The 25,737-nt window shown below is 58.1% G+C and carries 25 protein-coding genes; 14 read left to right on the top strand and 11 right to left on the bottom strand.

Annotated features, from left to right (window positions below):
* Positions 1 to 40: 40 nt before the first annotated feature.
* A complete protein-coding gene (gene pstB / locus ET34_RS0111785; RefSeq protein WP_031522274.1) occupies positions 41 to 814 on the top strand; it encodes a phosphate ABC transporter ATP-binding protein PstB in 774 nt (257 codons plus the stop codon).
* 69 nt (positions 815 to 883) lie between these two features.
* Entirely contained in the window at positions 884 to 1,609 is a 726-nt protein-coding gene (phoU, locus tag ET34_RS0111780; protein ID WP_024549252.1) for a phosphate signaling complex protein PhoU, read from the top strand.
* Between the two features lie 103 nt (positions 1,610 to 1,712).
* On the opposite strand, the gene yieH is transcribed toward phoU, so the two are convergent.
* A complete protein-coding gene (yieH, locus tag ET34_RS0111775) occupies positions 1,713 to 2,378 on the bottom strand; it encodes a 6-phosphogluconate phosphatase (protein WP_031522271.1) in 666 nt (221 codons plus the stop codon).
* A 167-nt stretch (positions 2,379 to 2,545) separates the two neighbouring features.
* On the opposite strand from yieH, the gene ET34_RS0111770 reads away from it, so the two are divergent.
* Positions 2,546 to 3,880: an NCS2 family permease gene (locus tag ET34_RS0111770; protein WP_031522269.1), complete on the top strand. Its 1,335-nt coding sequence runs from the start codon at positions 2,546 to 2,548 to the stop codon at positions 3,878 to 3,880.
* A 72-nt stretch (positions 3,881 to 3,952) separates the two neighbouring features.
* Here ET34_RS0111770 and ET34_RS0111765 read toward each other — a convergent pair whose 3' ends face one another.
* The 9 genes from ET34_RS0111765 to rpmH form a co-directional block, all read right to left on the bottom strand.
* On the bottom strand, positions 3,953 to 5,101 hold the full coding sequence (locus tag ET34_RS0111765; RefSeq protein ID WP_031522268.1) for a DUF1624 domain-containing protein: 1,149 nt from the start codon (positions 5,099 to 5,101) through the stop codon (positions 3,953 to 3,955).
* Between the two features lie 115 nt (positions 5,102 to 5,216).
* Entirely contained in the window at positions 5,217 to 5,783 is a 567-nt protein-coding gene (locus tag ET34_RS0111760) for an NADPH-dependent FMN reductase (protein WP_031522266.1), read from the bottom strand.
* Positions 5,784 to 5,813: 30 nt separating this feature from the next.
* Entirely contained in the window at positions 5,814 to 6,560 is a 747-nt protein-coding gene (locus tag ET34_RS0111755; protein ID WP_031522264.1) for a 4'-phosphopantetheinyl transferase family protein, read from the bottom strand.
* Between the two features lie 187 nt (positions 6,561 to 6,747).
* Positions 6,748 to 7,317, bottom strand: a complete 570-nt coding sequence (locus ET34_RS0111750) for a hypothetical protein (protein ID WP_031522263.1) — start codon at positions 7,315 to 7,317, stop codon at positions 6,748 to 6,750.
* A 49-nt stretch (positions 7,318 to 7,366) separates the two neighbouring features.
* A complete protein-coding gene (gene mnmE / locus ET34_RS0111745; protein ID WP_031522261.1) occupies positions 7,367 to 8,731 on the bottom strand; it encodes a tRNA uridine-5-carboxymethylaminomethyl(34) synthesis GTPase MnmE in 1,365 nt (454 codons plus the stop codon).
* A 94-nt stretch (positions 8,732 to 8,825) separates the two neighbouring features.
* Positions 8,826 to 10,469, bottom strand: a complete 1,644-nt coding sequence (gene yidC, locus ET34_RS0111740; protein WP_031522259.1) for a membrane protein insertase YidC — start codon at positions 10,467 to 10,469, stop codon at positions 8,826 to 8,828.
* Between the two features lie 2 nt (positions 10,470 to 10,471).
* The gene (gene yidD, locus ET34_RS21855) at positions 10,472 to 10,729 is read right to left on the bottom strand and encodes a membrane protein insertion efficiency factor YidD (RefSeq protein ID WP_072002019.1); all 258 of its coding nucleotides are present in this window, start codon (positions 10,727 to 10,729) and stop codon (positions 10,472 to 10,474) included.
* Positions 10,693 to 11,052 carry a ribonuclease P protein component gene (gene rnpA, locus ET34_RS21850; RefSeq protein WP_072002018.1) on the bottom strand — a complete coding sequence of 120 codons (360 nt, stop codon included), beginning with the start codon at positions 11,050 to 11,052 and terminating at the stop codon, positions 10,693 to 10,695. Before rnpA ends, yidD begins: the two co-directional genes overlap by 37 nt.
* Positions 11,053 to 11,069: 17 nt before the next feature.
* Positions 11,070 to 11,210: a 50S ribosomal protein L34 gene (gene rpmH / locus ET34_RS21845; protein ID WP_003849659.1), complete on the bottom strand. Its 141-nt coding sequence runs from the start codon at positions 11,208 to 11,210 to the stop codon at positions 11,070 to 11,072.
* A gap of 616 nt (positions 11,211 to 11,826) precedes the next feature.
* Here rpmH and dnaA point away from each other — a divergent pair.
* The 11 genes from dnaA (at position 11,827) to ET34_RS0111680 (ending at position 25,324) form a co-directional block, all read left to right on the top strand.
* Positions 11,827 to 13,218: a chromosomal replication initiator protein DnaA gene (dnaA, locus tag ET34_RS0111730; RefSeq protein ID WP_031522255.1), complete on the top strand. Its 1,392-nt coding sequence runs from the start codon at positions 11,827 to 11,829 to the stop codon at positions 13,216 to 13,218.
* A gap of 4 nt (positions 13,219 to 13,222) precedes the next feature.
* On the top strand, positions 13,223 to 14,323 hold the full coding sequence (gene dnaN, locus ET34_RS0111725) for a DNA polymerase III subunit beta (RefSeq protein WP_031522254.1): 1,101 nt from the start codon (positions 13,223 to 13,225) through the stop codon (positions 14,321 to 14,323).
* Positions 14,324 to 14,462: 139 nt separating this feature from the next.
* Positions 14,463 to 15,536 (top strand): DNA replication/repair protein RecF, encoded by a 1,074-nt coding sequence (recF, locus tag ET34_RS0111720; RefSeq protein ID WP_031522252.1) that lies wholly within the window; start codon positions 14,463 to 14,465, stop codon positions 15,534 to 15,536.
* Positions 15,537 to 15,563: 27 nt separating this feature from the next.
* On the top strand, positions 15,564 to 17,978 hold the full coding sequence (gyrB, locus tag ET34_RS0111715) for a DNA topoisomerase (ATP-hydrolyzing) subunit B (protein WP_031522250.1): 2,415 nt from the start codon (positions 15,564 to 15,566) through the stop codon (positions 17,976 to 17,978).
* A 218-nt stretch (positions 17,979 to 18,196) separates the two neighbouring features.
* On the top strand, positions 18,197 to 19,009 hold the full coding sequence (gene yidA, locus ET34_RS0111710; protein ID WP_031522249.1) for a sugar-phosphatase: 813 nt from the start codon (positions 18,197 to 18,199) through the stop codon (positions 19,007 to 19,009).
* 226 nt (positions 19,010 to 19,235) lie between these two features.
* Entirely contained in the window at positions 19,236 to 19,925 is a 690-nt protein-coding gene (gene dgoR / locus ET34_RS0111705; RefSeq protein ID WP_031522246.1) for a D-galactonate utilization transcriptional regulator DgoR, read from the top strand.
* Positions 19,922 to 20,800 carry a 2-dehydro-3-deoxygalactonokinase gene (locus ET34_RS0111700; RefSeq protein ID WP_031522245.1) on the top strand — a complete coding sequence of 293 codons (879 nt, stop codon included), beginning with the start codon at positions 19,922 to 19,924 and terminating at the stop codon, positions 20,798 to 20,800. Before dgoR ends, ET34_RS0111700 begins: the two co-directional genes overlap by 4 nt.
* Complete coding sequence (locus ET34_RS0111695) at positions 20,784 to 21,401, top strand: 2-dehydro-3-deoxy-6-phosphogalactonate aldolase (protein ID WP_031522243.1); 618 nt, start codon at positions 20,784 to 20,786, stop codon at positions 21,399 to 21,401. The genes ET34_RS0111700 and ET34_RS0111695 overlap by 17 nt, the downstream gene beginning before the upstream one ends.
* The gene (gene dgoD / locus ET34_RS0111690; protein ID WP_031522241.1) at positions 21,398 to 22,546 is read left to right on the top strand and encodes a galactonate dehydratase; all 1,149 of its coding nucleotides are present in this window, start codon (positions 21,398 to 21,400) and stop codon (positions 22,544 to 22,546) included. The genes ET34_RS0111695 and dgoD overlap by 4 nt, the downstream gene beginning before the upstream one ends.
* Before the next feature lie 127 nt (positions 22,547 to 22,673).
* Positions 22,674 to 24,011, top strand: coding sequence for an MFS transporter (locus tag ET34_RS0111685; protein WP_169738119.1), 1,338 nt, complete (start codon positions 22,674 to 22,676; stop codon positions 24,009 to 24,011).
* Positions 24,012 to 24,061: 50 nt separating this feature from the next.
* Positions 24,062 to 25,324, top strand: coding sequence for a DUF3748 domain-containing protein (locus tag ET34_RS0111680; protein WP_031522238.1), 1,263 nt, complete (start codon positions 24,062 to 24,064; stop codon positions 25,322 to 25,324).
* Between the two features lies 1 nt (position 25,325).
* Here ET34_RS0111680 and ET34_RS0111675 read toward each other — a convergent pair whose 3' ends face one another.
* A complete protein-coding gene (locus ET34_RS0111675; protein ID WP_031522236.1) occupies positions 25,326 to 25,646 on the bottom strand; it encodes a YceK/YidQ family lipoprotein in 321 nt (106 codons plus the stop codon).
* Between the last annotated feature and the right edge of the window lie 91 nt (positions 25,647 to 25,737).

Genomic DNA, 25,737 nt, shown 5'->3' with positions numbered 1-25,737 from the left:
GCGGCGCTGCACAGGCGGCGTCGGATGAGGAAAGATTGAGATGAGTATTGTTGATACCCCAGCGGACAAAATTCAGGTTCGCGATCTGAACTTCTACTACGGCAAATTCCACGCCCTGAAGAACATCAGTCTGGATATCGCAAAGAATCAGGTGACGGCGTTTATCGGGCCATCGGGCTGCGGTAAATCCACCCTGCTGCGTACCTTTAACAAAATGTATTCGCTTTACCCGGAGCAGCGCGCCGAAGGTGAAATCCTGCTGGACGGTGAGAACATCCTCACCCACAGCCAGGACATCGCGCTGCTGCGCGCCAAAGTGGGCATGGTGTTCCAGAAGCCGACGCCGTTCCCGATGTCTATCTATGACAACATCGCCTTTGGCGTGCGCCTGTTCGAGAAGCTTTCCCGTGCCGATATGGACGAGCGCGTGCAGTGGGCGTTGACCAAAGCCGCATTATGGAATGAAACCAAAGATAAGCTGCACCAGAGCGGGTATTCTCTCTCCGGTGGTCAGCAGCAACGTCTTTGCATCGCCCGCGGTATCGCGATTCGCCCGGAAGTGCTGCTTCTTGATGAACCTTGCTCGGCGCTGGACCCGATCTCTACCGGGCGCATCGAAGAGCTGATCACCGAGCTGAAGCAGGATTACACCGTGGTTATCGTTACCCACAACATGCAGCAGGCTGCGCGTTGTTCTGATAACACCGCGTTTATGTATCTCGGCGAGCTTATCGAGTTCAGCAATACCGACGAACTCTTTACCCGTCCGAAGAAGAAGCAAACTGAAGATTACATTACTGGCCGCTACGGTTGATCTGCTCTGATGCTGCTGCCTGTCGCCACGCTGTGACAGGCACCACGCGTCCGGGCAACGGGAGGAATCATGGATAACCTGAATCTGAATAAACATATCTCCGGCCAGTTCAACGCTGAGCTGGAGCACATCCGCACCCAGGTGATGACCATGGGCGGGCTGGTGGAGCAGCAGCTGTCTGACGCCATCACGGCGATGCACAATCAGGACAGCGAGCTGGCGAAGCGCGTCATCGACGGTGACCAGAAGGTCAACATGATGGAAGTGGCGATCGATGAAGCCTGCGTGCGCATCATTGCCAAACGTCAGCCGACAGCGAGCGACCTGCGTCTGGTGATGGCGATCATCAAAACCATCGCCGAGCTGGAGCGTATCGGTGATGTGGCAGACAAAATCTGCCGCACCGCGCTGGAGAAATTCTCCCAGCAGCACCAGCCGCTGCTGGTGAGCCTGGAGTCGCTGGGCCGCCACACCGTGCAGATGCTGCATGACGTGCTCGACGCCTTTGCGCGTATGGATCTGGATGAAGCCATCCGCATCTACCGTGAAGACAAGAAGGTGGACCAGGAGTACGAAGGCATCGTGCGTCAGTTGATGACCTACATGATGGAAGACTCGCGTACCATCCCCAGCGTATTAACCGCGCTGTTCTGCGCACGCTCTATTGAGCGTATCGGCGACCGCTGCCAGAACATCTGCGAATACATCTTCTACTTCGTGAAGGGGCAGGATTTCCGTCACGTTGGCGGCGACGAGCTGGATAAGCTGCTGGCGGGCAAAGATCCGAAAGAGTAAGCATCGCGCTCGCGCCACAAAAAACCTCTCCTTCAGGAGAGGTTTTTTTTGCCTGTGATGCAGTGCTGCAGGGCGGGTAAGCTTGCGCACCCGCCGGGCAACATTAGCGGGTGATATTCCATCCGCGCGCGCGCCACAGCTCGGGCAGCTGGCTCAGGTCGGTAAACGGCGTCACATTCGGGTGATCGAGTGGCGGATTGTGCGCATCGGCGCAGAAGTAAAACACCTGCATTCCCGCCGCGATGCCGGATTGCGCCCCGGCCACCGAATCATCCACCAGAATGCACTTCGTCACGTCCACGCGCATCGCATCCGCAGCGTGATGCATCAGGGCTGGATCGGGCTTCCAGCGCTGGATATCGTAGCCGCTGTAGAGTTTGTCAGGGAAATGCCCGAGCATGCCGGTTTTACCCAGCGAGTGCTGCATTTTGCTGACCGGGCCGTTGGAGACGATGCACATCGGTATCGTTAAGCGATCGAGCAGCGCCGCAGCGCCGGGGATCTCCACCAGCTCGCTGTCGAACAGCCGTGCGACCTCGGCGCGATAGACGGGTTCCAGCTCTGCTTTTTGCAGGTTAACGCCATGTTCATTATTGATGGTATCGATGATCTCGTAGAGTTTTATGCCTTTGAAGCGTTTGAACACTTCCTCAAGATCGAGCGTGATGCCGGCGCGGGCAAACATATGCACATACGCGCGGGAGCAGATCACTTCGCTGTCTACCAGCGTGCCATCGCAATCAAAAAATAGTGCATCAATGCTGGACATGTTTTTTCCTGATATCGAAAGTTTAACGTTTACGCAGCCGGTTTTGGCCCGCGCAATCGATGCCGTATAAGCAAAATCAATGAAAAAAAGTCTGTGACAGACAGCACTATTGTCGCATTTTGGTATAGGATAGCGACCAATTTCCCTCCTGATTTCGGAACCAACCAATGAGCCAACAACCCACTGCCCAGGCTTCAAAGGGGCTGCTCGAACGCGTGTTTAAATTACGCGCCCACGGCACTACCGCGCGTACGGAAGTGATCGCCGGGTTCACCACCTTCCTGACGATGGTGTACATCGTGTTCGTTAACCCGCAGATTCTGGGTGCAGCGGGCATGGACACCAGCGCGGTGTTTGTCACCACCTGCCTTATCGCCGCGGGCGGCAGTATCCTGATGGGGCTGTTTGCTAACCTGCCGGTAGCGCTGGCACCGGCAATGGGCCTGAACGCCTTCTTCGCGTTTGTGGTGGTCGGTGCGATGGGCCTGCCGTGGCAGATCGGGATGGGTGCTATTTTCTGGGGCGCGGTAGGCTTACTGCTGCTCACCATTTTCCAGGTGCGCTACTGGATGATTGCCAATATTCCGCTCAGCCTGCGCGTCGGCATTACCAGCGGTATTGGTCTGTTTATCGGCATGATGGGCCTGAAAAACGCCGGCGTTATCGTCGCGAACCCGGATACGCTGGTAACCATCGGCAACCTTACCTCTCACAGCGTGCTGCTGGGCGTGCTGGGCTTCTTCATTATTGCGATTCTGGCGTCGCGTAACATTCATGCTGCGGTGCTGGTTTCTATCGTGGTAACCACGCTGCTGGCCTGGCTGCTGGGCGATGTGCAGTTCCAGGGCGTCGTTTCCGCGCCGCCGAGTGTGATGACGGTGGTGGGACACGTCGATCTGGCTGGCTCTTTCAATCTGGGTCTGGCGGGCGTGATCTTCTCCTTCATGCTGGTAAACCTGTTCGACTCCTCCGGCACGCTGATTGGCGTCACCGATAAAGCCGGCCTGGCTGATGAGAAAGGGAAATTCCCGCGCATGAAGCAGGCGCTGTTTGTTGACAGCGTCTCGTCAGTCGCCGGCTCGTTTATCGGGACGTCTTCCGTAACCGCTTATATCGAAAGCTCCTCCGGCGTCTCCGTCGGTGGCCGTACCGGTCTGACCGCCATTGTCGTCGGCCTGCTGTTCCTGCTGGTGATCTTCCTGTCACCGCTGGCGGGCATGGTACCGCCGTACGCGGCCGCAGGCGCGCTGATCTACGTCGGTGTGCTGATGACCTCAAGCCTGGCGCGCGTGAAGTGGGATGACTTAACCGAAGCGGTGCCGGCGTTTATCACTGCCGTCATGATGCCGTTCAGCTTCTCCATCACCGAAGGGATCGCGCTGGGCTTTATCTCGTACTGCGTGATGAAGATCGGTACCGGTCGTCTGCGCGAACTCAGCCCGTGCGTGGTGGTGGTTGCCCTGCTGTTCATCCTGAAAATCGTGTTTATTGACGCGCATTAATCAGGCATAAAAAAGGGCAGCCTGCGCTGCCCGTCATATCGAAGAAGCCAGTCTGCCGACTGGCTTTTTTTATCAGAAGTATTTAAGCCAGGTGATATCGCGGCGGCGCGCTTTGAACGCGGCAAAGCGGCGCACCGGCACCACCAGCGCAGCAGCAAGGGCGATGGTGCCCAGCCACACCTGCCACACGGTGTCGAAGCCGAAGAATTCGCCGTGGTTCAGTCCCCAGATAGCCACCGCCATCAGATACAGCGCCTTCAGCACGTAGAGATGCAGCAGATAGAAGAACATCGGTGCCGCACCAAACAGGCCAATCCATACCAGCAGCTGTTTATCCTGGAAGCGCTCAAACAGCGCCAGCAGCAGCAGGCCGAGGCTCAGGGTCAGTAGCAGGAACATCAGCGACGGCGGGTACTTAGTGATGTTGAAGAAACTCATCACCGTCTGCACGCTGTTTTCACCGCTCACCCACGGCTTTTCGCCGTAGCCGTTAATCAGACGCAGCACCACAAACGCCGCCAGCGCGGCAACGCCGGTCATGGCCAGCAAGCGCTGACGCTGGTGGGTCGTCATCTCCGCGCGATAGAAGCGCCCGGCGAGGAAGCCCAGCGAAATAACGCCGATCCACGGCAGCACCGGATAAGAAGTCCGTATGCGCATCGCATCACCCAGTTCAATCCAGCCGCGGTCGTGCAGAATCGCCCAGGGAATGGCCCAGAAAGAGCCCGGCGCGGCATGAATGCCGTCCAGCAGGTTATGCCCGGCGATAATCACTACCGCTAACGGCAGCAGAACGCCCGCTGGCAGCCAAATCAGTGCGCTCAGCGCCACCATGCTCAGGCCAATCGCCCAGATCACCTGCAGATAGACCACCGACGGCGGAAACTGGAAGGTCCAGGCGAAGTTAACCAGCGTGATTTCCAGCAGGATCAGCACGAGACCGCGTTTGAACAGAAACTCTGCGGTCTTCTTCAGCGATGAGGTTTTCTGCCAGTAAAGTGCCGCCGAGAGGCCGGTCAGGAAGACGAAAACCGGTGCGCACAGGTGCGCCAGCGTGCGGCCAATAAACAGCGCCGGTTCGGTGGTGGTGACGTCCATCGGATCGCCCACCTGACGATGCAGAAAGAACGTTTCACGCACGTGGTCGAGCAGCATCAGCAGCATCACCAGACCACGCAGCGCATCAATAGCAACGAGACGACGCGATAAAACCCCAGACATAACAAAACTATCCTGATAAAAATAAAGTGTGATGTTATAACAAATCACAATTCATTCAGGAAATAAATTTACACATCTTACGAGAATAAAAAAGCCTCCTGCAGGAGGCCCGGATTCAGGCTTTTACGCGCTGAATATATTTACTGAAAGCCGTCAGCTGGCCGGAGAGGTGATCGAGCGTGCTTTGGTCCACGACCTCGCCGGTCTGCGGGTCGACCTTATTCTGGATCACGCCGCCCATAAACTCTGGCTTGTTCATCACCATTGCATCGAGGAACACCAGGATCTGACGCAGGTGATACTGGCAGCGCGCGCCGCCAATAGCCCCCATTGAACTGGTCTGGATGAGGACCGGCTTACCCGCCAGCGGCTGTTCCGGCAGACGCGAGAGCCAGTCGATAGCATTTTTCAGGCCGCCAGGCACCGAGTAGTTATATTCCGGGGTAATAATTACTACGCCGTCCGCCGCGCGGATCTGTTCGGCGATGGCCTCCACCGACGCGGGAAAACCCTCTTCCTGCTGAATGTCGGCATCGTAAATGGGGATGTCGCGGATCGACGGCAGGGCGGAAACGGTCATGCCTTCCGGCGCGATTTTTGGCAGCGTACTGGCGACCATTGCGTTGAACGAGCCTTTGCGCAGGCTTCCCAGTAACGTCACAACTTTCATGCTTTCGGCCATAGAAAACGTCCTGATGTTGTCAGTTAAAAATCAGTTCGCGATCGGCGTTTTTTCCAGCGGTAGACTGGTGAAACGCATCACGCGCGTCTCGGCAGACGGGCGCTGCTTCAACACCTCGCTAAGGTTGCTCCAGCCTTTATGCGTGTCGAACTCCCAGAGTTTGACGTGCTCAATGGCAGGAGTCACGGCTATCGCCCAGATAAGTATATCTTCGGCATCGCTCAGCGCTTCGATTTCAGGCTCACCGGCCATGCGCAGACGGCCAGAGCCGGGCAACAGCTGCAGCGGCTGGCTCTCATCATGACAGCGCCCGCACAGCTTCAGCACGCTCTGACGTAAGGTGACCAGCTGCGCCCCGGCTTCGTGCGGATCGTTCTGATTGTTAATCCAGATGGTTTCGTTGCTGGTGAAGTGGTGATTGCGGTGGGATTGCGGGTGGTGGAATCCACGCGTAGCGTGCTGCAACTCCATATCCAGACCGCAGCGTCCTTCGGTGGTGATTGCGACACCCACCATATTTCCGGCATAGGCGAGAGAAAAATCGGCCAGCGAAGGATCGCTAAAGCCGGGACGCCCGTTGCTGGCGACCACGATCTCCGGCAGCTCGTGCACGCCGTACAGCATAAACATCAGCTCGGCCAGCAGCGAGCGGGACGCCAGAAAGCGTGCGCGGCGATGCTCCGGCATCTGTTGCGCCTGTTGCAGGCTGGCGGCAGAGAGCCGGGTGGAATCGAGGTGCCCGCCGTTAATAATCCCTCGTGCAAAATGCGTTGCCATTTGTCGCTCCGTGATAATGGTCGGTGAATGACTGGGTCAGATGATGCTGTGAAACCATGATTGCCGATGATGCTGCAATCCCTGCTTTCTTTTAATGCGGAATCTCCGCGAAGGGAAGACCCAAGGGTCAGCTTTACAAAAGGGTATTATATATATTCTTTAATTATAAAACGCGAACAAAAATTGATCATGTAATGGGCTGCACCACCGTCCAGTTATAGTTGGCCATGACCAGCCTGACGGGCGCGCTAACGCTACCGAATTCACGATGCTGATGGCGGATAAAGTAGCTGCGAAGCGGTTCAGGAAGGCGCTGCGCCCGATAGCGTAACAGCGTGCTGTGCCAGAAAGGTGCCGGTAGCGGTGTCGATGCATGACGCGCCAGCAGGCCCGGTGCCAGGGGCGTTTTCAGCAATGCATCGGCAAACGCGCTGCGCTGGCGCAGGCTGTGCGGGTCCGGAATGCCCGCCAGCAGCAGCTGTGACGGAAGCGCCACCAGCCGCAGGCGGGAAATGGTCAGCGGCTGAGCGGTACAGTATTCCTGCCACAGACGCTTCAACAGATCGAGGTGTTTGGGACGCTCTCCCGGACGGTAGTGCGGCAGCATGATGGGCAGGAAGGTGAAATGCAGGCCGTTGACCGGCATCGCGTCGGCCAGCGCATCGCCGTCACTCATCGCGTTAATCTCTGCCAGCAGCGTCGCCAGCGTCTGGCGTGAGGTTTGCGTATAGAGGGCATCCAGCGCCTCGGGCGTCATCGCAGTCCTCCTGCTGCTCCGCCACGCTGGCGGAGCGGTTCGTGAGTGATTACTTACCTATACAGAAGCTGGAGAAGATGCGGCCCAGCAGATCGTCGGAGGTAAATTCCCCGGTGATCTCACTCAGGCTCTGCTGCGCCAGGCGCAGCTCTTCGGCCAGCAGCTCGCCGGCCCAGGCACCCAGCAGCTGTGCCTTACCTTGTTCGAGATGCGCCGCAGCCTGCTCCAGCGCCTGCAGGTGACGACGGCGTGCCAGGAAGCCGCCTTCCATATTGGTATCAAAGCCCATACTGCTTTTAAGATGGTTACGCAGCACGTCCACGCCATCACCGGTACGCGCCGACAGGCGAATCAGTGAGTGACCATTCACTTCGCTGAGGCCCAGCGTTTCGCCGGTGACGTCCGCTTTGTTACGCACCACGGTGATCGGCAGCTTCGCTGGCAGTCGGGCAATAAAATCCGGCCAGATGTCAGCCGGGTCAACGGCGCTGGTGGTGGTCCCGTCTACCATAAACAGTACGCGGTCCGCCTGTTCGATCTCGTTCCACGCGCGTTCGATGCCGATACGCTCCACTTCATCGCTGGCTTCACGCAGACCGGCGGTGTCGATAATATGCAGCGGCATACCGTCGATATGAATATGCTCGCGCAATACGTCGCGGGTGGTGCCGGCAATATCGGTAACGATCGCTGCCTCGCGGCCCGCCAGCGCATTCAGCAGGCTTGATTTCCCGGCGTTTGGACGCCCGGCAATTACCACCTTCATGCCCTCGCGCAGCAGACTGCCCTGTCGCGCTTCGGCGCGTACCGCGTCGAGATCGCCCATTACGGCATTAAGCTGCGCTTCAATTTTGCCGTCTGACAGAAAGTCGATCTCCTCGTCCGGAAAGTCGATAGCCGCTTCGACGTAGATGCGCAGGTGAGTAAGTGCTTCCACAAGGTGATTTACTCGCGCGGAAAACGCTCCCTGCAACGAGTTAAGCGCCGAGCGGGCCGCCTGCTCAGAACTGGCATCGATCAGGTCGGCGATGGCTTCTGCCTGAGCCAGATCGAGCTTATCGTTAAGAAACGCGCGCTCGGAGAACTCACCTGGACGAGCGATACGCACGCCGGGCAGCGCCAGAATGCGTTTAAGCAGCAGGTCGAGGATCACCGGGCCGCCATGACCCTGCAGCTCCAGCACGTCTTCGCCGGTAAAAGAGTTCGGGCCGGGGAACCACAGCGCAATACCCTGATCCAGCGCCGTGCCGTCGGCGTCCTTAAACGGCAGGTAGTCGGCATGGCGCGGTTTCGGCAGCTTGCCGAGCACGGCCTGGGCTACCTCGCGGGCTTTGAGGCCAGAAATACGCAGGATACCCACGCCGCCACGTCCCGGAGGAGTAGCCTGAGCGATGATGGTGTCGTTGTGGTTCATGATTATCTCTTCGGGTTAGGCGCGAAATACAGGGCGACAAAAACAAACAAGGCGGTCAAATGACCGCCTTGTTTCAGCTTAAAGAATCAAGCTATCAGGAGCTTTTCTTCTCGCGGCTATGCAGTCCACGTTTTTCCAGACCGCGGTAGATCAGCTGCTGCTGAAGGATGGTCACCAGGTTGCTGACGATATAGTACAGCACCAGACCGGACGGGAACCACAGGAAGAAGACCGTGAAGATGACCGGCATAAAGGTCATGATCTTCTGCTGCATCGGGTCGGTCACGGTGGTCGGTGACATCTTCTGGATGAAGAACATGGTCACGCCCATCAGGATCGGCAGGATGTAGTACGGGTCCTGCGCGGACAGGTCGTGGATCCACAGGGCGAACGGCGCATGGCGCAGCTCAACTGAGCCCATCAGCATGTAGTACAGCGCAAGGAAGATCGGCATCTGAATCAGCAGCGGGAAGCAACCACCCAGCGGGTTCACTTTCTCTGCTTTATAGAGCGCCATCATCTCCTGGCTCATACGTTGCTTGTCATCACCCAGACGCTCGCGCATGGCCTGAATCTTCGGCTGCAGCAGACGCATCTTCGCCATCGAGGTGTACTGCGCTTTCGTCAGCGGGTACATCACACCACGTACGATGAAGGTGATAGCGATAATCGCGAAGCCCCAGTTGCCCAGGAAGCCGTGGATCCATTTCAGCAGCTTGAACAGCGGCTGAGAGATGAACCACAACCAGCCGTAATCAACGGTCAGGTCAAGGTGCGGTGCAACCTGCGCCATTTTGTCCTGGATTTCCGGGCCGACCCACAGGGTGCTGTTCAGCGCGCCTGTCTGGCCTGGCTGTACCAGTACCGGTGCAGATTTGTAGCCAACCGCCGCAATGCCGTTACCCAGATTTGCGGTATAGAAATTGTTGGTGCCCGCAGTGCGTGGAACCCATGCGGTAGCGAAATACTGCTGAAGCATCGCTACCCAGCCGTTGCTGGCGTTGACGTTCAGGTTTTCGTTATCAGCAATGGTGTCGAATTTATATTTCTCATACTTCTCGTCCGGGGTGGAGTACGCCGCGCCGCGGAAGGTATGCAGCGCAAAGTTGCTGCTGCCGGTATCGCGGTGAGAAGGCAGATTGATGGACTGCTTGAGCTGACCGAAGCTTGCCACTTCCAGCGGTTTCGCGCCGGCGTTGTTCACGCTGTAGCTTACGTCTACCGCATATTCACCGCGTTTCAGGGTGAAGGTTTTGGTGAAGGTGTTGCCCGCCGCATCGGTGAAGGTCATCGGGATCGCCAGTTCGTTCTGGCCATCAGCGATAACGAACGCGTCTTTATCAACGTTGTAGAGCGGACGCGGACCATTTGCCGGATTATCCGGGCCGTCGCGACCGGTCAGGCCGCTTTGCGCCTGATACAGGAACTCTGGCGTCGTTTCCAGCAGCTGGAACGGCTCAGAAGAACCCAGCTCTTTCGGGTAGGCAGTTAACAGTGCCTGCTCGATGTCACCACCACGGGTGTTGATGGTAAGGGAGAGGACATCCGTTTTAACCGTAATGAGTTTTCCCTGGCCACTGGCCGGTACGCCCTGGTCGGCGGCGCTACCCGCTGCGGTGGTCGTAGTCTGCGTGGTCTGCTGAGTCTGAGGAGGATTTTTATCCTGCTCCCAGGCTTGCCAGATCATGAAAGACACGAACAACAAAGCGATGACAAGAAGATTGCGTTGCGAATCCATCGTTAGTGTTCTCTGGTATCGTAAGGTCCTGGCGGGACGGGGTCGTCTCCACCCGGGTGTAAAGGGTGGCATTTTAATACGCGTTTCACTGTCAACCAACTGCCTTTTATCACTCCAAACCTGCGTAACGCCTCAATTCCGTAGTGCGAACAGGTTGGGGTAAAACGGCAATGCGGCCCGAGAAGCGGACTAATCAGGCGTTGATAGACCCTGATCAGGCCTATCAGGACTCGCGAGCCTGGCGACAATGGCGGCGCCATAGTTTTTCCAGTGCTTCCATTAACGCGCGGTTATCGAGGTCTGCAACCCCCTTCTTCGCCACCACCACGAAATCCATAGGCGGAAGTTCATGCTGACGCAAACGGAAGCTCTCACGCGTCAGACGTTTAATCCGATTGCGTTCGTGCGCGCGCTTGACGTTTTTCTTGGCGACGGTAAGACCGATACGGGGATGCCCCAGCGAATTAAGGCGGCCGAGGATGGTGATTTGCGGCGTGCCAGCCCGTTGCGGCTGCTGGAAGACGAAAGTGAAATGATGGGGAGTTAACAAACGTAACTCCCTGGGAAATGCGAGCTTAACCACGCAGGGGTTAGCTTTTATTACTTAGAAACGGTCAGACGAGAGCGGCCTTTAGCACGACGACGTGCCAGAACCTGACGACCATTTTTGGTTGCCATACGAGCACGGAAGCCGTGTGAACGGTTGCGCTTCAGTACGGACGGTTGAAAAGTGCGTTTCATGGCGATTTCTACCTAAACTTGAAAAATTTCACTGACTTGTGCGTTTGTCCGAACGGCTTAGCGAAAGACCGACGCCTCAGTGTGGATGATTAAAGAGGCCGGATTGTAATAATTGTACACTCCGGAGTCAATTCACTTTCCTTATCTCTCCTGCTTTTACCCCCGAAAAACGGGCGAAAATTCAGCGAAACCGGAAGGCCATTCATACGGCAAAACGCGCCGGGTGGAGAATTATACGGGCTTCGGTTTAAAGCGCAAGGATCGCGCCGGATCTTCGTGCGATCCTTTCACCCAAAATGGTTCATCGATCGGAAAATTTGGCAATATAAGGCAGGAATCATGCCGCACAGAACAAATGATCGATTACACTTACCACTTCTCGATCCGCCCTGTGGATAAATCGGGAAGAAACTGTGAGAAACAGAAGATCTCTGGCTCGCTTTACGTTATGATCCCCGGCCCTGATCGTTGCCGGAACCAGGCAGCATCAGACAAACCGCCTATAAAATAGCGGTACGCACGCCACCCCGTCGTGGTCTTACCGGCGTGTGTCACACAATCATGAATGTTTCAGTCTTCGTCTTTAATTGTCGACTTTGTTCGAGTGGAGTCCGCCGTGTCACTTTCGCTTTGGCAGCAGTGTCTTGCCCGATTGCAGGATGAGTTACCAGCCACAGAATTCAGTATGTGGATACGCCCCCTACAGGCGGAACTGAGCGATAACACGCTGGCCCTGTACGCGCCAAACCGTTTTGTGCTCGATTGGGTCAGGGACAAATACCTCAACAATATCAACGGACTGTTAAACGATTTCTGCGGTACCGATGCGCCATTGCTGCGTTTTGAAGTGGGCAGCAAGCCGGCAACGCAGCCGCAGCGCGCGCCGGTAAACAGCCAGGCAGCGCCCGCACAGGCGCAGGCCGTTCGCAGCGCGGCCCCCGCGCGTCCGAGCTGGGATAACATGCCCGCGCCCGCCGAGCCGTCCTACCGCTCGAACGTCAACCTGAAACACAACTTCGATAACTTCGTTGAAGGTAAATCGAACCAGCTCGCCCGCGCGGCGGCGCGTCAGGTGGCGGATAACCCGGGCGGCGCCTATAACCCGCTGTTCCTTTATGGCGGCACCGGGCTGGGTAAAACCCACCTGCTGCATGCGGTCGGCAATGGCATCATGGCGCGCAAGCCCAATGCCAAAGTGGTGTACATGCACTCCGAGCGCTTCGTACAGGACATGGTCAAAGCGCTGCAAAACAACGCCATTGAAGAGTTCAAACGCTACTACCGTTCAGTGGATGCGCTGCTGATCGATGACATTCAGTTCTTTGCTAATAAAGAACGATCCCAGGAAGAATTTTTCCATACCTTTAATGCCCTGCTGGAAGGCAATCAGCAGATCATTCTCACCTCGGATCGTTATCCGAAAGAGATCAACGGTGTGGAAGATCGTCTCAAATCCCGTTTCGGATGGGGGCTGACGGTGGCGATCGAGCCGCCCGAGCTGGAAACCCGCGTGGCGATCCTGATGAAAAAGGCCGACGAAAACGACATTCGTCTGCCGGGTGAAGTGGCCTTCTTTATTGCCAAGCGCCTGCGCTCCAACGTGCGTGAGCTGGAAGGGGCACTGAATCGCGTGATTGCTAACGCCAACTTTACCGGGCGCGCAATTACCATCGACTTTGTACGTGAAGCGCTGCGCGATCTGCTGGCGCTTCAGGAAAAACTGGTCACCATCGATAACATTCAAAAAACGGTGGCCGAGTACTACAAAATTAAAGTGGCGGACCTGCTGTCGAAACGACGCTCGCGGTCCGTTGCCCGCCCGCGCCAGATGGCGATGGCACTGGCAAAAGAGTTGACCAACCATAGCCTGCCGGAGATCGGCGATGCTTTTGGTGGGCGCGACCATACCACTGTGCTCCACGCCTGTCGTAAAATCGAACAGCTGCGTGAAGAGAGCCATGATATCAAAGAAGATTTTTCCAATTTAATCAGAACATTATCTTCGTGACGCTATGAAATTTACCGTAGAACGTGAACATCTCTTAAAGCCGCTGCAACAGGTAAGCGGCCCGCTGGGCGGTCGTCCGACGCTGCCTATCCTCGGTAACCTGCTGCTGAAAGTCGCGGACGGTACGCTATCGCTGACCGGCACCGATCTGGAAATGGAAATGATCGCGCGGGTGGCGCTGGTGTCGCCGCACGAACCCGGCGCGACCACGGTTCCGGCGCGTAAGCTGTTTGATATCTGTCGTGGTCTGCCGGAAGGCGCGGAAATCGCGGTGCAGCTTGAGGGCGACCGCATGCTGGTGCGCTCCGGGCGCAGCCGCTTCTCGCTCTCCACGCTCCCGGCGGCGGATTTCCCGAATCTGGACGACTGGCAGAGCAACGTTGAATTCACGCTGCCGCAGGCCACCATGAAGCGCCTGATTGAAGCGACCCAGTTTTCAATGGCGCATCAGGACGTTCGCTACTACCTCAACGGGATGCTGTTTGAAACCGAAGGCGAAGAGCTGCGTACCGTCGCCACCGACGGTCACCGTCTGGCGGTCTGTTCCATGCCTATCGGCGTATCGCTGCCCAACCATTCGGTGATCGTGCCGCGTAAAGGCGTTATTGAGCTGATGCGTATGCTCGACGGCGGCGAAAACCCGCTGCGCGTGCAGATTGGTAGCAACAACATTCGCGCTCACGTAGGCGACTACATCTTTACTTCCAAGCTGGTTGATGGCCGCTTCCCGGATTATCGTCGCGTACTGCCGAAAAATCCCGATAAGCACCTCGATGCCGGCTGCGACATTCTTAAGCAGGCGTTTGCCCGTGCGGCCATTCTCTCGAACGAGAAATTCCGCGGCGTGCGTCTGTATGTCAGCCAGAACCAGCTGAAAATCACCGCCAACAACCCGGAACAGGAAGAAGCGGAAGAGATCCTCGACGTCGCCTACGAAGGCACCGAGATGGAAATCGGCTTCAACGTGAGTTACGTGCTGGATGTGCTGAACGCGCTGAAGTGCGAAAACGTGCGGATTTTGCTGACGGACTCGGTGTCGAGCGTGCAGATTGAAGATGCGGCGAGTACATCCGCAGCCTATGTCGTCATGCCCATGAGGCTTTAGAAAATATCGGGCTATCTTACTTGTTATTCTGGCTCCGGGCAGTGCTCGCAATCCTCACGTACTTCAGTACGCTCTGGTTGCTGCGCGCTGGCCGAAACCAGACTAACTGCGCCGATAACGCCCTGGCTAAGAATTGATCATGTCGCTATCCCGTCTACTCATCAAAGACTTCCGCAATATCGAGAATGCGGATCTCGCGCTTTCTCCCGGATTTAACTTCTTAGTCGGCGCTAACGGCAGCGGCAAGACCAGCGTGCTGGAAGCGATCTACACCCTTGGGCACGGACGTGCGTTCCGCAGTCTGCAGATTGGCCGGGTGATCCGTCATGAGCAGGAGGCGTTTGTGCTGCACGGACGTCTGCAGAATGACGAACGTGAAACCGCCATCGGGTTGACCAAAGATAAACACGGCGACAGCAAGGTGCGCATCGACGGCACCGACGGCCATAAGGTTGCCGAGCTTGCGTTGTTGATGCCGATGCAGCTGATTACCCCCGAGGGGTTTACTTTGCTCGGCGGCGGCCCCAAATACCGAAGAGCATTCCTCGACTGGGGATGCTTCCACAACGAACCGGGCTTTTTTGTTGCCTGGAGCAACTTAAAGCGCCTGTTAAAGCAGCGAAATGCCGCGCTTCGTCAGGTGACCCGATACGCGCAGCTGCGGCCCTGGGATCAGGAGCTTATCCCGCTGGCCGAACAGATTAGCCAGTGGCGCGCCGGCTACAGCGCGGCGATCGCCGCCGACATGGCCGATACCTGCGCACAGTTTTTACCTGAATTCTCCCTCACGTTCAGTTTCCAGCGCGGCTGGGAAAAAGAGGCGGATTATGCCGACGTGCTGGAGAAAAACTTCGAACGTGACCGGATGCTAACCTATACGGCGCACGGCCCCCATAAGGCGGATTTCCGCATTCGGGCCGACGGCGCGCCGGTGGAAGACACCCTGTCGCGCGGGCAGCTCAAGCTCCTGATGTGCGCGCTGCGTCTCGCACAGGGGGAGTTCCTGACGCGCGAAAGCGGAAGGCGCTGCCTGTATTTGATAGATGATTTTGCCTCGGAGCTGGATGACGCCCGCCGGGCCCTGCTTGCGAACCGGTTAAAAGCCACGCAGTCGCAGGTCTTTGTGAGCGCCATTAGCGCCGAACACGTAATGGACATGTCGGACAAAAATTCGAAGATGTTCACCGTGGAAAAGGGTAAAATAACGGATTAACCCAAGATAAATGAGCGAGAAACGTTGATGTCGAATTCTTATGACTCCTCCAGTATCAAAGTCCTGAAAGGGCTGGATGCGGTGCGTAAGCGCCCGGGCATGTATATCGGCGACACGGATGACGGCACCGGTCTGCACCACATGGTATTTGAGGTGGTAGATAACGCTATCGACGAAGCGCTCGCCGGTCACTGTAAAGACATCGTGGTGACCATTCACGCTGACAACTCTGTGTCCGTCTCGGATGACGGGCGTGGTATCCCGACCGGTATTCACCCGGAAGAGGGTGTGTCGGCGGCGGAAGTGATCATGACCGTTCTGCACGCCGGCGGTAAGTTCGACGATAACTCCTATAAAGTATCCGGCGGTCTGCACGGCGTGGGCGTCTCTGTGGTTAACGCCCTTTCCCAGAAGCTCGAACTGGTTATTCGCCGTGAAGGCAAAGTGCACCAGCAGGTGTACGAGCACGGCGTGCCGCAGGCTCCGCTGGCCGTCACCGGTGAAACCGAGCAAACCGGTACCGTGGTGCGTTTCTGGCCGAGCCTTGAAACCTTTACCAACGTTACCGAATTCGAATACGAAATTCTGGCGAAGCGCCTGCGCGAGCTGTCGTTCCTGAACTCCGGCGTCTCTATTCGCCTGAATGACAAGCGCGACGGCAAACAGGACCATTTCCACTACGAAGGCGGCATCAAAGCGTTCGTGGAGTACCTGAACAAAAACAAAACGCCGATTCACCCGAATATCTTCTATTTCTCTACAGAAAAAGACGGGATTGGCGTGGAAGTGGCGCTGCAGTGGAACGACGGTTTCCAGGAAAACATCTACTGCTTTACCAACAACATTCCGCAGCGCGACGGCGGTACGCACCTGGCGGGCTTCCGCGCTGCGATGACCCGTACCCTGAATGCCTACATGGATAAAGAAGGGTACAGCAAAAAAGCGAAAGTCAGCGCCACCGGCGACGATGCCCGCGAAGGCCTGATTGCCGTGGTTTCCGTGAAAGTGCCGGACCCGAAATTCTCTTCGCAGACCAAAGACAAGCTGGTCTCTTCCGAGGTGAAATCCGCGGTTGAGCAGCAGATGAACGAACTGCTGGCCGAGTACCTGCTGGAGAACCCGTCGGACGCGAAAATCGTGGTCGGTAAGATCATCGACGCGGCCCGCGCGCGTGAAGCGGCGCGTAAAGCCCGTGAAATGACCCGCCGTAAAGGCGCGCTGGATCTGGCTGGCCTGCCGGGCAAACTGGCGGATTGCCAGGAGCGTGACCCGGCGCTGTCCGAACTCTACTTAGTGGAAGGGGACTCCGCGGGCGGTTCTGCGAAGCAGGGCCGTAACCGCAAGAACCAGGCGATTCTGCCGCTGAAGGGGAAAATCCTCAACGTTGAGAAAGCGCGTTTCGACAAGATGCTCTCTTCGCAGGAAGTGGCGACGCTTATCACCGCGCTGGGCTGCGGCATCGGTCGCGACGAGTACAACCCGGACAAGCTGCGCTATCACAGCATCATCATCATGACCGATGCGGACGTCGATGGCTCGCACATCCGTACGCTGCTGCTGACCTTCTTCTACCGTCAGATGCCGGAAATCGTTGAGCGTGGCCACGTCTACATTGCGCAGCCACCGCTGTACAAAGTGAAGAAAGGCAAGCAGGAGCAGTACATCAAAGACGATGAGGCGATGGATCAGTACCAGATCTCTATCGCTCTTGATGGCGCAACGCTGCACGCCAACGCCTCGGCACCGGCTATCGCCGGCGAAGCGCTGGAGAAGCTGGTTTCCGAGTACAACGCCGCGCAGAAAATGATTGGCCGCATGGAGCGCCGCTACCCGCGTTCACTGCTGAAAGAGCTGGTGTATCAGCCGACGCTGGCCGATGCCGATCTGAGCGATGAAGCGAAGGTAACGCGCTGGGTTTCCGCGCTCATCACCACGCTGAACGACAACGAGCAGCACGGCAGCCTGTGGAAATATGACGTGCGCGAAAACGCCGAGCTGAACCTGTTCGAACCGGTCGTGCGCGTGCGTACGCACGGCGTTGATACCGACTACGTGCTGGATCAGGAGTTCGTGCTGGGCGGGGAATACCGTCGTCTGTGCACCCTGGGCGAGAAACTGCGCGGGCTGATCGAAGAGGACGCGTTCATCGAGCGCGGCGAGCGTCGTCAGCCGGTCGCCAGCTTCGAACAGGCGCTGGAGTGGCTGGTGAAAGAGTCCCGTCGTGGTCTGGCAATCCAGCGCTATAAAGGTCTGGGCGAGATGAACCCGGATCAGCTGTGGGAAACCACAATGGACCCGGAAAGCCGTCGCATGCTGCGCGTGACCGTTAAGGACGCGATTGCCGCTGACCAGCTGTTCACCACCCTGATGGGTGATGCCGTAGAACCGCGCCGCGCCTTTATCGAAGAAAACGCCCTGAAAGCGGCGAATATCGATATCTGATCATCGCTGTGGCGGGTGCGCCACGCCTTCACCCTGCGTCGCTGTAATGTCGCAGGGTGGATAAGCCTGGCGCACCCACCGTCACACGCTTCACTCCCGCCATTGAATAACCGGCACTTTTCCCGACCTTTCCATCCCCCTTTCTTCCCCAGGCTGCTACTGTTTTTTGAACTAAATCGCGTTAGCATGCGGAAGGACTCATTTACGCAGGGGAACACATGGCTATCAAACTTATTGCAATCGACATGGACGGCACCTTACTGCTGCCCGATCACACCATTTCTCCCGCCGTTAAAAATGCGATTGCCAGCGCCCGCGAGCGCGGCATCAACGTCGTGCTTACCACCGGCCGCCCGTACGCCGGGGTGCACACTTATCTGAAAGAGCTGCACATGGATAAGCCGGGCGACTACTGCATTACCTATAACGGCGCGCTGGTTCAGAAAGCAGGAGATGGCAGCACCGTGGCGCAAACGCCGCTCAACTATGACGACTATCTGTTCCTCGAAAAGCTCTCCCGCGAGGTGGGCTCTCACTTCCACGCCCTGGATCGCAACACGCTCTATACCGCTAACCGCGATATCAGCGCCTACACCGTGCATGAATCTTTTGTCGCCACTATTCCGCTGGTGTTCTGCGAGCCGGAAAACATGGACCCGGATACCGCGTTCCTGAAGGTGATGATGATCGACGAGCCGGAGATCCTCGACAAAGCCATCGCGCGCATTCCGGACGAGGTGCGTGAGAAGTACACCGTGCTGAAAAGCGCTCCGTACTTCCTTGAGATCCTTAACAAGCGCGTGACCAAAGGCACCGGCGTGCACGCCCTGGCGGAAACGCTGAACATCAAGCCGGAAGAGGTGATGGCGATTGGCGATCAGGAAAACGACATCGCGATGCTGGAATATGCGGGCGTCGGCGTGGCAATGGACAACGCCATCCCGTCGGTGAAAGAGGTGGCTGATTTCGTGACCAAATCCAACCTGGAAGATGGCGTCGCTTACGCTATTGAGAAGTTTGCGCTGCAGTAACCACGGCGGTTACCCATCGGCCCTGATAATGCATCGGGGCTTTTTTTTGCCCTGAATATATTCTTGTGTCGTTTTTGTGATCAGGATTGTAGTACAACCCAATATGATTGTACTACATTATGGTCATTGGGACGGCAAGTCGGTACGTGTTTGTACTGCAAAAATGAGGCGAAAAGCGGCAGGCAGGGTAAAGTAGCTAAGGACACAACGTTCATAAGGACACGTCATGACCCTCACGAAAACTGACCGCATTATCGTCGACCTTGGCCGCCAGATCGTCAGCGGGAAATATGTACCCGGCGCGGCGCTGCCGGCAGAAGCAGAGCTGTGTGAAGAGTTTGAAACCTCGCGCAACATCATCCGGGAAGTGTTTCGCTCGCTGATGGCGAAACGGCTGATCGAGATGAAGCGCTATCGCGGTGCCTTTGTCGCCCCGCGCAACCAGTGGAACTACCTCGATACCGAAGTGTTGCAGTGGGTGCTGGAAAACGACTACGACCCGCGACTCATCAGCGCGATGAGCGAAGTACGAAATCTGGTGGAACCCGCTATTGCTCGCTGGGCGGCAGAGCGCGCCACCTCCAGCGACCTGGCACAGATTGAAGCGGCGCTGAACGACATGGTCGCCAACAACCAGGACCGCGACGCCTTTAATGAAGCGGACATTCGCTATCACGACGCGGTGCTTCAGGCGGTGCATAACCCGGTGCTGCAGCAGCTCACCGTGGCGATAGGCTCTCTGCAGCGGGCGGTATTTGAACGAACCTGGATGGGCGATGAGGCCAACATGCCGAAAACGCTCCAGGAACATAAGGCGCTGTTCGATGCTATCCGGCATCAGGACGGCGATGCAGCGGAGCAGGCGGCGCTCACCATGATTGCCAGCTCCACCCGAAGGCTAAAGGAAATCACATGACATCTCGCTACATCGCAATCGACTGGGGATCCACCAACCTCCGCGCCTGGCGTTACCAGGGCGACGAGTGCCTGGAGAGCAGGCAATCCGAAGCAGGCGTCACGCGCCTGAACGGCAAATCCCCCGACGCGGTGTTAGCGGAAGTGACCGAGGGCTGGCGCGATGAGCCGACCCCGGTGGTGATGGCGGGCATGGTCGGCAGTAACGCCGGCTGGAAAATCGCCCCCTACCTGCCTTGCCCGGCGCGATTCAGCGCCATCGGCGAACAGCTGACGCCGGTTATCGACAACGTCTGGATAATCCCCGGCCTGAGCGTTAACCGCGACGACAATCACAACGTCATGCGCGGCGAAGAGACCCAGCTGCTCGGCGCGCGCGATCTGGCTCCGGCCTCGCTGTATGTGATGCCCGGCACCCACTGCAAATGGGTGCAGGCCGATGCGCAGCAGATTGTCGATTTCCGCACCGCCATGACCGGCGAACTGCACCACATCTTACTGCGCCACTCGCTGGTGGGCACCGGGCTGCCCGAGCAAACCGACAGCGCGGATGCGTTTGACGCCGGCCTGACGCGTGGCCTCAACGCCCCGGCGCTGCTGCCGCAGCTGTTTGAAGTGCGGGCTTCTCACGTCCTCGGCTCGCTGCCTCGCGAGCAGGTGAGCGAATTCCTTTCTGGCCTGTTGATTGGCAGCGAAGTGGCGACCATGCCCGCCGACGTTGCCGCTCAGCAGGTTATCACCCTGGTCGCCAGTCCGGCGCTTGCTCGTCGCTATCAGCGCGCTTTTGCCGCTATCGGTCGCGATGTGCAGGTCATTGACGGCGAACAGGCATTTCAGGCAGGCATAAGGAGCATCGCACATGCAGTGGCAAACTAACCTCCCGCTGATCGCCATCCTGCGCGGCATTACCCCCGACGAGGCGCACGCGCACGTCGCCGCGGTACTGGACGCAGGCTTTGACGCGGTCGAGATCCCCCTTAACTCTCCGCAGTGGGAACAGAGCATCCCCGCGATGGTCCGGGCGTTTGGTGACCGGGCGCTGATTGGCGCCGGAACGGTGCTGAAACCGGAGCAGGTGGATCAGCTTGCAGAGATGGGCTGCCAGCTCATCGTCACCCCGAATATCCAGCCGGAAGTCATTCGTCGCGCCGTAGCGCACGGCATGACCGTCTGCCCCGGCTGCGCCACCGCCACCGAAGCGTTTACCGCGCTGGACGCGGGCGCGCAGGCGCTGAAAATTTTCCCGTCATCGGCGTTTGGCCCGGACTACATCAAAGCGCTTAAGGCAGTACTGCCTGCGGATGTGCCGGTATTTGCCGTCGGCGGCGTGACGCCGGAGAACCTGGCGCAGTGGATGAAAGCAGGCTGCGTGGGTGCCGGACTGGGCAGCGATCTCTATCGCGCCGGGCAGTCCGTGGAGCGCACGGCGCAGCAGGCCGCAGCATTTGTTAAGGCGTATCAAGAGGCAGTGCAATGAAAATTACCAGACTGACAACCTACCGTTTACCCCCGCGCTGGATGTTCCTGAAAATCGAAACCGACGAAGGCATTGTCGGCTGGGGCGAACCGGTCATCGAAGGGCGCGCGCGCACCGTGGAAGCCGCGGTACACGAACTGGGCGAGTTCCTGATTGGCCAGGACCCGGCGCGCATCAACGACCTGTGGCAGGTGATGTACCGCGCCGGTTTCTATCGCGGTGGCCCGATCCTGATGAGCGCCATCGCCGGTATCGACCAGGCGCTGTGGGACATCAAAGGAAAAGTGCTCAACGCGCCGGTATGGCAGCTGATGGGCGGCCTGGTACGCGACAAAATCAAAGCCTACAGCTGGGTTGGCGGCGACCGTCCGGCAGAAGTGATCGCGGGCATCAGCAAACTGCGTGAAATTGGCTTCGACACCTTTAAGCTTAACGGTTGCGAAGAGCTGGGCGTGATTGACGACTCCCGTAAAGTGGATGCGGCGGTGAATACCGTGGCGCAGATCCGCGAAGCGTTTGGCTATGACATTGAATTCGGCCTCGATTTCCACGGTCGCGTCAGCGCGCCGATGGCAAAAATCCTGATTAAAGAGCTGGAGCCGTATCGCCCGCTGTTTATTGAGGAGCCGGTGCTGGCCGAGCAGGCGGAATACTATCCGCGCCTCGCCGCCCAGACCCATATTCCTATCGCTGCCGGGGAGCGTATGTTCTCGCGCTTCGAATTTAAGCGCGTGCTGGAAGCGGGCGGCATCGCCATCCTGCAACCGGATCTCTCCCACGCTGGCGGCATCACCGAATGCTTCAAAATCGCCGGTATGGCGGAAGCCTATGACGTGGCGCTGGCCCCGCACTGCCCGCTCGGGCCGATCGCGCTGGCCGCCTGTCTGCACGTGGATTTTGTCTCGCGCAATGCGGTATTCCAGGAGCAGAGCATGGGCATTCACTACAACCAGGGCGCAGAGCTGCTGGACTTCGTGAAGAACAAAGAGGACTTCTGCATGGAAGGCGGCTTCTTCAAACCGCTGATGAAGCCGGGCCTCGGCGTGGAGATCGACGAAGAACAGGTGATCGCACGCAGCAAAGACGTCAGCGACTGGCGCAACCCGCTGTGGCGGCACGAGGACGGCTCCGTCGCCGAATGGTAAATGCGCGTCATACTTCGCGCTGGTGATGCGTTGGCTGCGTTTTTGTCACCCGGCACGAATTATTTAGCGCATTCCGGTTCCGTTTTTTAAATAAAAAATCAAACCCACCCTCTGTAACTTACAGGGCATGGTGAGCGGCTTCGCCATGCCCAAAATCTGGAGACAGATTACGATGGATATTCCAGTGACTACTGCAAAACCCGGACGTCGTCGTTATGTCACCCTGGTGATGATCTTTATTACCGTGGTGATTTGCTACGTAGACCGCGCCAACCTGGCGGTGGCTTCCGCGCATATTCAGGAGGAGTTCGGCATCACTAAAGCGGAAATGGGCTACGTCTTTTCGGCTTTCGCCTGGCTCTATACATTGTGCCAGATCCCCGGCGGCTGGTTCCTTGACCGCGTCGGCTCGCGCCTGACCTACTTCATCGCTATTTTCGGCTGGTCGGTGGCTACCCTGTTCCAGGGCTTCGCTACCGGACTGATGTCGCTGATCGGCCTGCGTGCCATTACCGGTATCTTCGAAGCCCCGGCATTCCCGACCAACAACCGCATGGTGACCAGCTGGTTCCCGGAGCATGAACGCGCCTCGGCGGTAGGGTTTTACACCTCCGGGCAGTTCGTCGGCCTCGCCTTCCTGACGCCGCTGCTGATCTGGATCCAGGAGCTGCTGAGCTGGCACTGGGTGTTTATCGTCACCGGCGGCATCGGGATTATCTGGTCGCTGATCTGGTTTAAGGTCTATCAGCCGCCGCGCCTCACTAAAGGCATCAGTAAAGCCGAGCTGGACTATATTCGCGACGGTGGCGGCCTGGTGGACGGCGACGCCCCGGCGAAAAAAGAAGCTCGTCAGCCGCTGACCCGCGCCGACTGGAAGCTGGTGTTCCACCGTAAACTGATTGGCGTCTACCTCGGTCAGTTCGCGGTCACCTCAACGCTGTGGTTCTTCCTGACCTGGTTCCCGAACTATCTGACCCAGGAGAAAGGCATTACCGCGCTGAAGGCCGGCTTTATGACCACGGTGCCTTTCCTCGCCGCGTTCGTTGGCGTACTGCTCTCCGGCTGGGTAGCAGACCGTCTGGTGCGCAAAGGTTACTCGCTGGGCATCGCGCGTAAAACGCCGATTATCTGCGGGCTGCTGATTTCCACCTGCATCATGGGCGCGAACTACACCAACGACCCGATCTGGATCATGACCCTGATGGCGGTAGCGTTCTTTGGTAACGGCTTTGCGTCTATCACCTGGTCGCTGGTCTCCTCGCTGGCACCGATGCGCCTCATCGGCCTGACCGGCGGCGTCTTCAACTTTGTTGGCGGCCTCGGCGGCATCACCGTTCCGCTGGTGATTGGCTATCTGGCGCAGGACTACGGTTTTGGCCCGGCGCTGGTCTATATCTCCGCCGTCGCGCTGATCGGCGCGCTCTCCTACATCCTGCTGGTGGGCGACGTGAAACGCGTAGGCTAAATCCCCGGCATAGGCTACCCTGAAGCCCGTCATGGCTTCAGGGTATCCCAATGAAACAGCTCACCTTTGCAGCGCGTCACCATCAGCTGACCAACATCAATACCTGGACTTCAGACAGCCGCTGGCTGGCGTTTGACGTTCGTCCTTCCGGAGCATCGTTTACCGGACAAACCATTGAACGCGTGAATGTCGAAACCGGCGAGGTGCAGGTGATCTACCGCGCCCCGCAGGGCGCGCACGTCGGCGTGGTGACGGTCAATCCCCAGCGCGATGAGTACGTCTTTATTCACGGCCCGGAGAACCCGGACGCCAGCTGGCAGTACGATTTCCATCACCGCCGCGGCGTGGTGGTGCGCGACGGCGCGGCCACCAATCTTGATGCGATGGATATCACCGCCCCCTACACCCCCGGCGCGCTGCGCGGCGGCAGCCATGTGCACGTCTGGAGCCCTGACGGGCGCTACCTGAGCTTCACCTATAACGACCACGTGCTGCACGAGCGTGACCCGGCGCTCGACCTGCGCAACGTCGGTGTGGCACTACCCTGGGGGCCGGTGACGGTGCCCGGTCATCATCCGCGTGAATATGACGGCAGCCACTGGTGCCTGCTGGTCAGCCAGACCACTCCGACCCCTGCGCCCGGCAGCGACGAGATCAACCGCGCGTACGAAGAGGGCTGGATCGGCGAGGAGGGCTATCGCCGGGCCGACGGTAGCTGGCAGTCGCGTGCGCTGGCGTTTATCGGCGATACGCTGTCGCTAAACCATGAAAAGGTGCCGGAGCTGTTTATTGTCGATCTGCCGGATAACCCGCAGGCGTGGCAGACGCCGGGTGACGCCCCGCTGTGCGGCACGGACACCACCCTGCCAGCCCCGCCTGCGGGCGTGACGCAGCGCCGCCTGACCTTTACCCATTCGCGCCGTTATCCGGGTCTCGCTACCACCCCGCGCCACTGGGTGCGCAGTAACCCGCAGGGGACGGAGATCGCCTTTTTGATGTGCGACGAGCGCGGCGTGGTGCAGCTGTGGCTAATCTCACCGCACGGCGGCGAACCGCGGCAGCTGACGCGCGAAGCAAGCGGGGTGGAGTCGGCGTTTAACTGGCATCCGTCCGGCAGCATGCTGGGCTTTGTCAGCGGCGGGCGGATAGTGCTGTGTGATGCGGTAACCGGCAGCGTTTTTGCCCTGACGGAACATCACGACGCACCGCCGTCGGCAGATGCGGTGGTCTTTTCCCCGGACGGGGCGATGATTGCCTGGATGCAGGAAGTGGACGGTTTCCGTCAGGTGTGGGCTACGGAAACCGGCTTATAAATCAGGGCGCAGGTGGGATCACGGAGTTAGTGGCGAGCGCCTCGCGCTCGCTTTTGCGCACTCTGGAGCGCACCGAGTTGTCTTCGCGGAACGCATCCCACGGCAGCAACAGGGTATCGAGTAAGGCGGTAAATGGCATATCCAGCGCCACCAGCGGCTTCACTCCCCAACTGGTCTCACCGTTCTGCAACAGCTCAAAACTGGCGCGGGTACCCGGATAGTAACCCTCTTCGCCGCCTGTGTGTGTCATAACGCTGGAACAGCCGCAGAGTACGAAACCGCAGGCACCAGCCAAAAATTTGCCAGGAACGTTTTTCATCATCATAGATATCATTTTGTAGGCATCAATGCGCCGGTGACGAAGGTTATACCACCGGCATCAGGAATAAGTAGTCCGCCGTTGCTACGCTGTG

Origin of the sequence: Siccibacter colletis, assembly GCF_000696575.1 — a bacterium.
GTDB lineage: Bacteria > Pseudomonadota > Gammaproteobacteria > Enterobacterales > Enterobacteriaceae > Siccibacter > Siccibacter colletis.
Note: the sequence above shows the minus strand (reverse complement) of the source record. Positions and strands in the feature narration are given on the sequence as shown.

Bases quoted from the DNA above. Each gene is read 5' to 3' on its own strand.
- dnaN (WP_031522254.1), top strand. From the start codon at position 13,223: ATGAAATTTACCGTAGAACGTGAACATCTCTTAAAGCCGCTGCAACAG.
- ET34_RS0111755 (WP_031522264.1), bottom strand. From the start codon at position 6,560: ATGGCAACGCATTTTGCACGAGGGATTATTAACGGCGGGCACCTCGAT.
- mnmE (WP_031522261.1), bottom strand. From the start codon at position 8,731: ATGAACCACAACGACACCATCATCGCTCAGGCTACTCCTCCGGGACGT.
- ET34_RS0111695 (WP_031522243.1), top strand. From the start codon at position 20,784: ATGCAGTGGCAAACTAACCTCCCGCTGATCGCCATCCTGCGCGGCATT.
- yidA (WP_031522249.1), top strand. From the start codon at position 18,197: ATGGCTATCAAACTTATTGCAATCGACATGGACGGCACCTTACTGCTG.
- ET34_RS0111675 (WP_031522236.1), bottom strand. From the start codon at position 25,646: ATGATGAAAAACGTTCCTGGCAAATTTTTGGCTGGTGCCTGCGGTTTC.
- dgoD (WP_031522241.1), top strand. From the start codon at position 21,398: ATGAAAATTACCAGACTGACAACCTACCGTTTACCCCCGCGCTGGATG.
- gyrB (WP_031522250.1), top strand. From the start codon at position 15,564: ATGTCGAATTCTTATGACTCCTCCAGTATCAAAGTCCTGAAAGGGCTG.
- ET34_RS0111770 (WP_031522269.1), top strand. From the start codon at position 2,546: ATGAGCCAACAACCCACTGCCCAGGCTTCAAAGGGGCTGCTCGAACGC.
- ET34_RS0111750 (WP_031522263.1), bottom strand. From the start codon at position 7,317: ATGACGCCCGAGGCGCTGGATGCCCTCTATACGCAAACCTCACGCCAG.
- ET34_RS0111680 (WP_031522238.1), top strand. From the start codon at position 24,062: ATGAAACAGCTCACCTTTGCAGCGCGTCACCATCAGCTGACCAACATC.
- dgoR (WP_031522246.1), top strand. From the start codon at position 19,236: ATGACCCTCACGAAAACTGACCGCATTATCGTCGACCTTGGCCGCCAG.
- pstB (WP_031522274.1), top strand. From the start codon at position 41: ATGAGTATTGTTGATACCCCAGCGGACAAAATTCAGGTTCGCGATCTG.
- ET34_RS0111685 (WP_169738119.1), top strand. From the start codon at position 22,674: ATGGTGAGCGGCTTCGCCATGCCCAAAATCTGGAGACAGATTACGATG.
- yieH (WP_031522271.1), bottom strand. From the start codon at position 2,378: ATGTCCAGCATTGATGCACTATTTTTTGATTGCGATGGCACGCTGGTA.
- ET34_RS0111700 (WP_031522245.1), top strand. From the start codon at position 19,922: ATGACATCTCGCTACATCGCAATCGACTGGGGATCCACCAACCTCCGC.
- recF (WP_031522252.1), top strand. From the start codon at position 14,463: ATGTCGCTATCCCGTCTACTCATCAAAGACTTCCGCAATATCGAGAAT.
- yidC (WP_031522259.1), bottom strand. From the start codon at position 10,469: ATGGATTCGCAACGCAATCTTCTTGTCATCGCTTTGTTGTTCGTGTCT.
- ET34_RS0111765 (WP_031522268.1), bottom strand. From the start codon at position 5,101: ATGTCTGGGGTTTTATCGCGTCGTCTCGTTGCTATTGATGCGCTGCGT.
- phoU (WP_024549252.1), top strand. From the start codon at position 884: ATGGATAACCTGAATCTGAATAAACATATCTCCGGCCAGTTCAACGCT.
- rpmH (WP_003849659.1), bottom strand. From the start codon at position 11,210: ATGAAACGCACTTTTCAACCGTCCGTACTGAAGCGCAACCGTTCACAC.
- yidD (WP_072002019.1), bottom strand. From the start codon at position 10,729: ATGGCGCCGCCATTGTCGCCAGGCTCGCGAGTCCTGATAGGCCTGATC.
- ET34_RS0111760 (WP_031522266.1), bottom strand. From the start codon at position 5,783: ATGGCCGAAAGCATGAAAGTTGTGACGTTACTGGGAAGCCTGCGCAAA.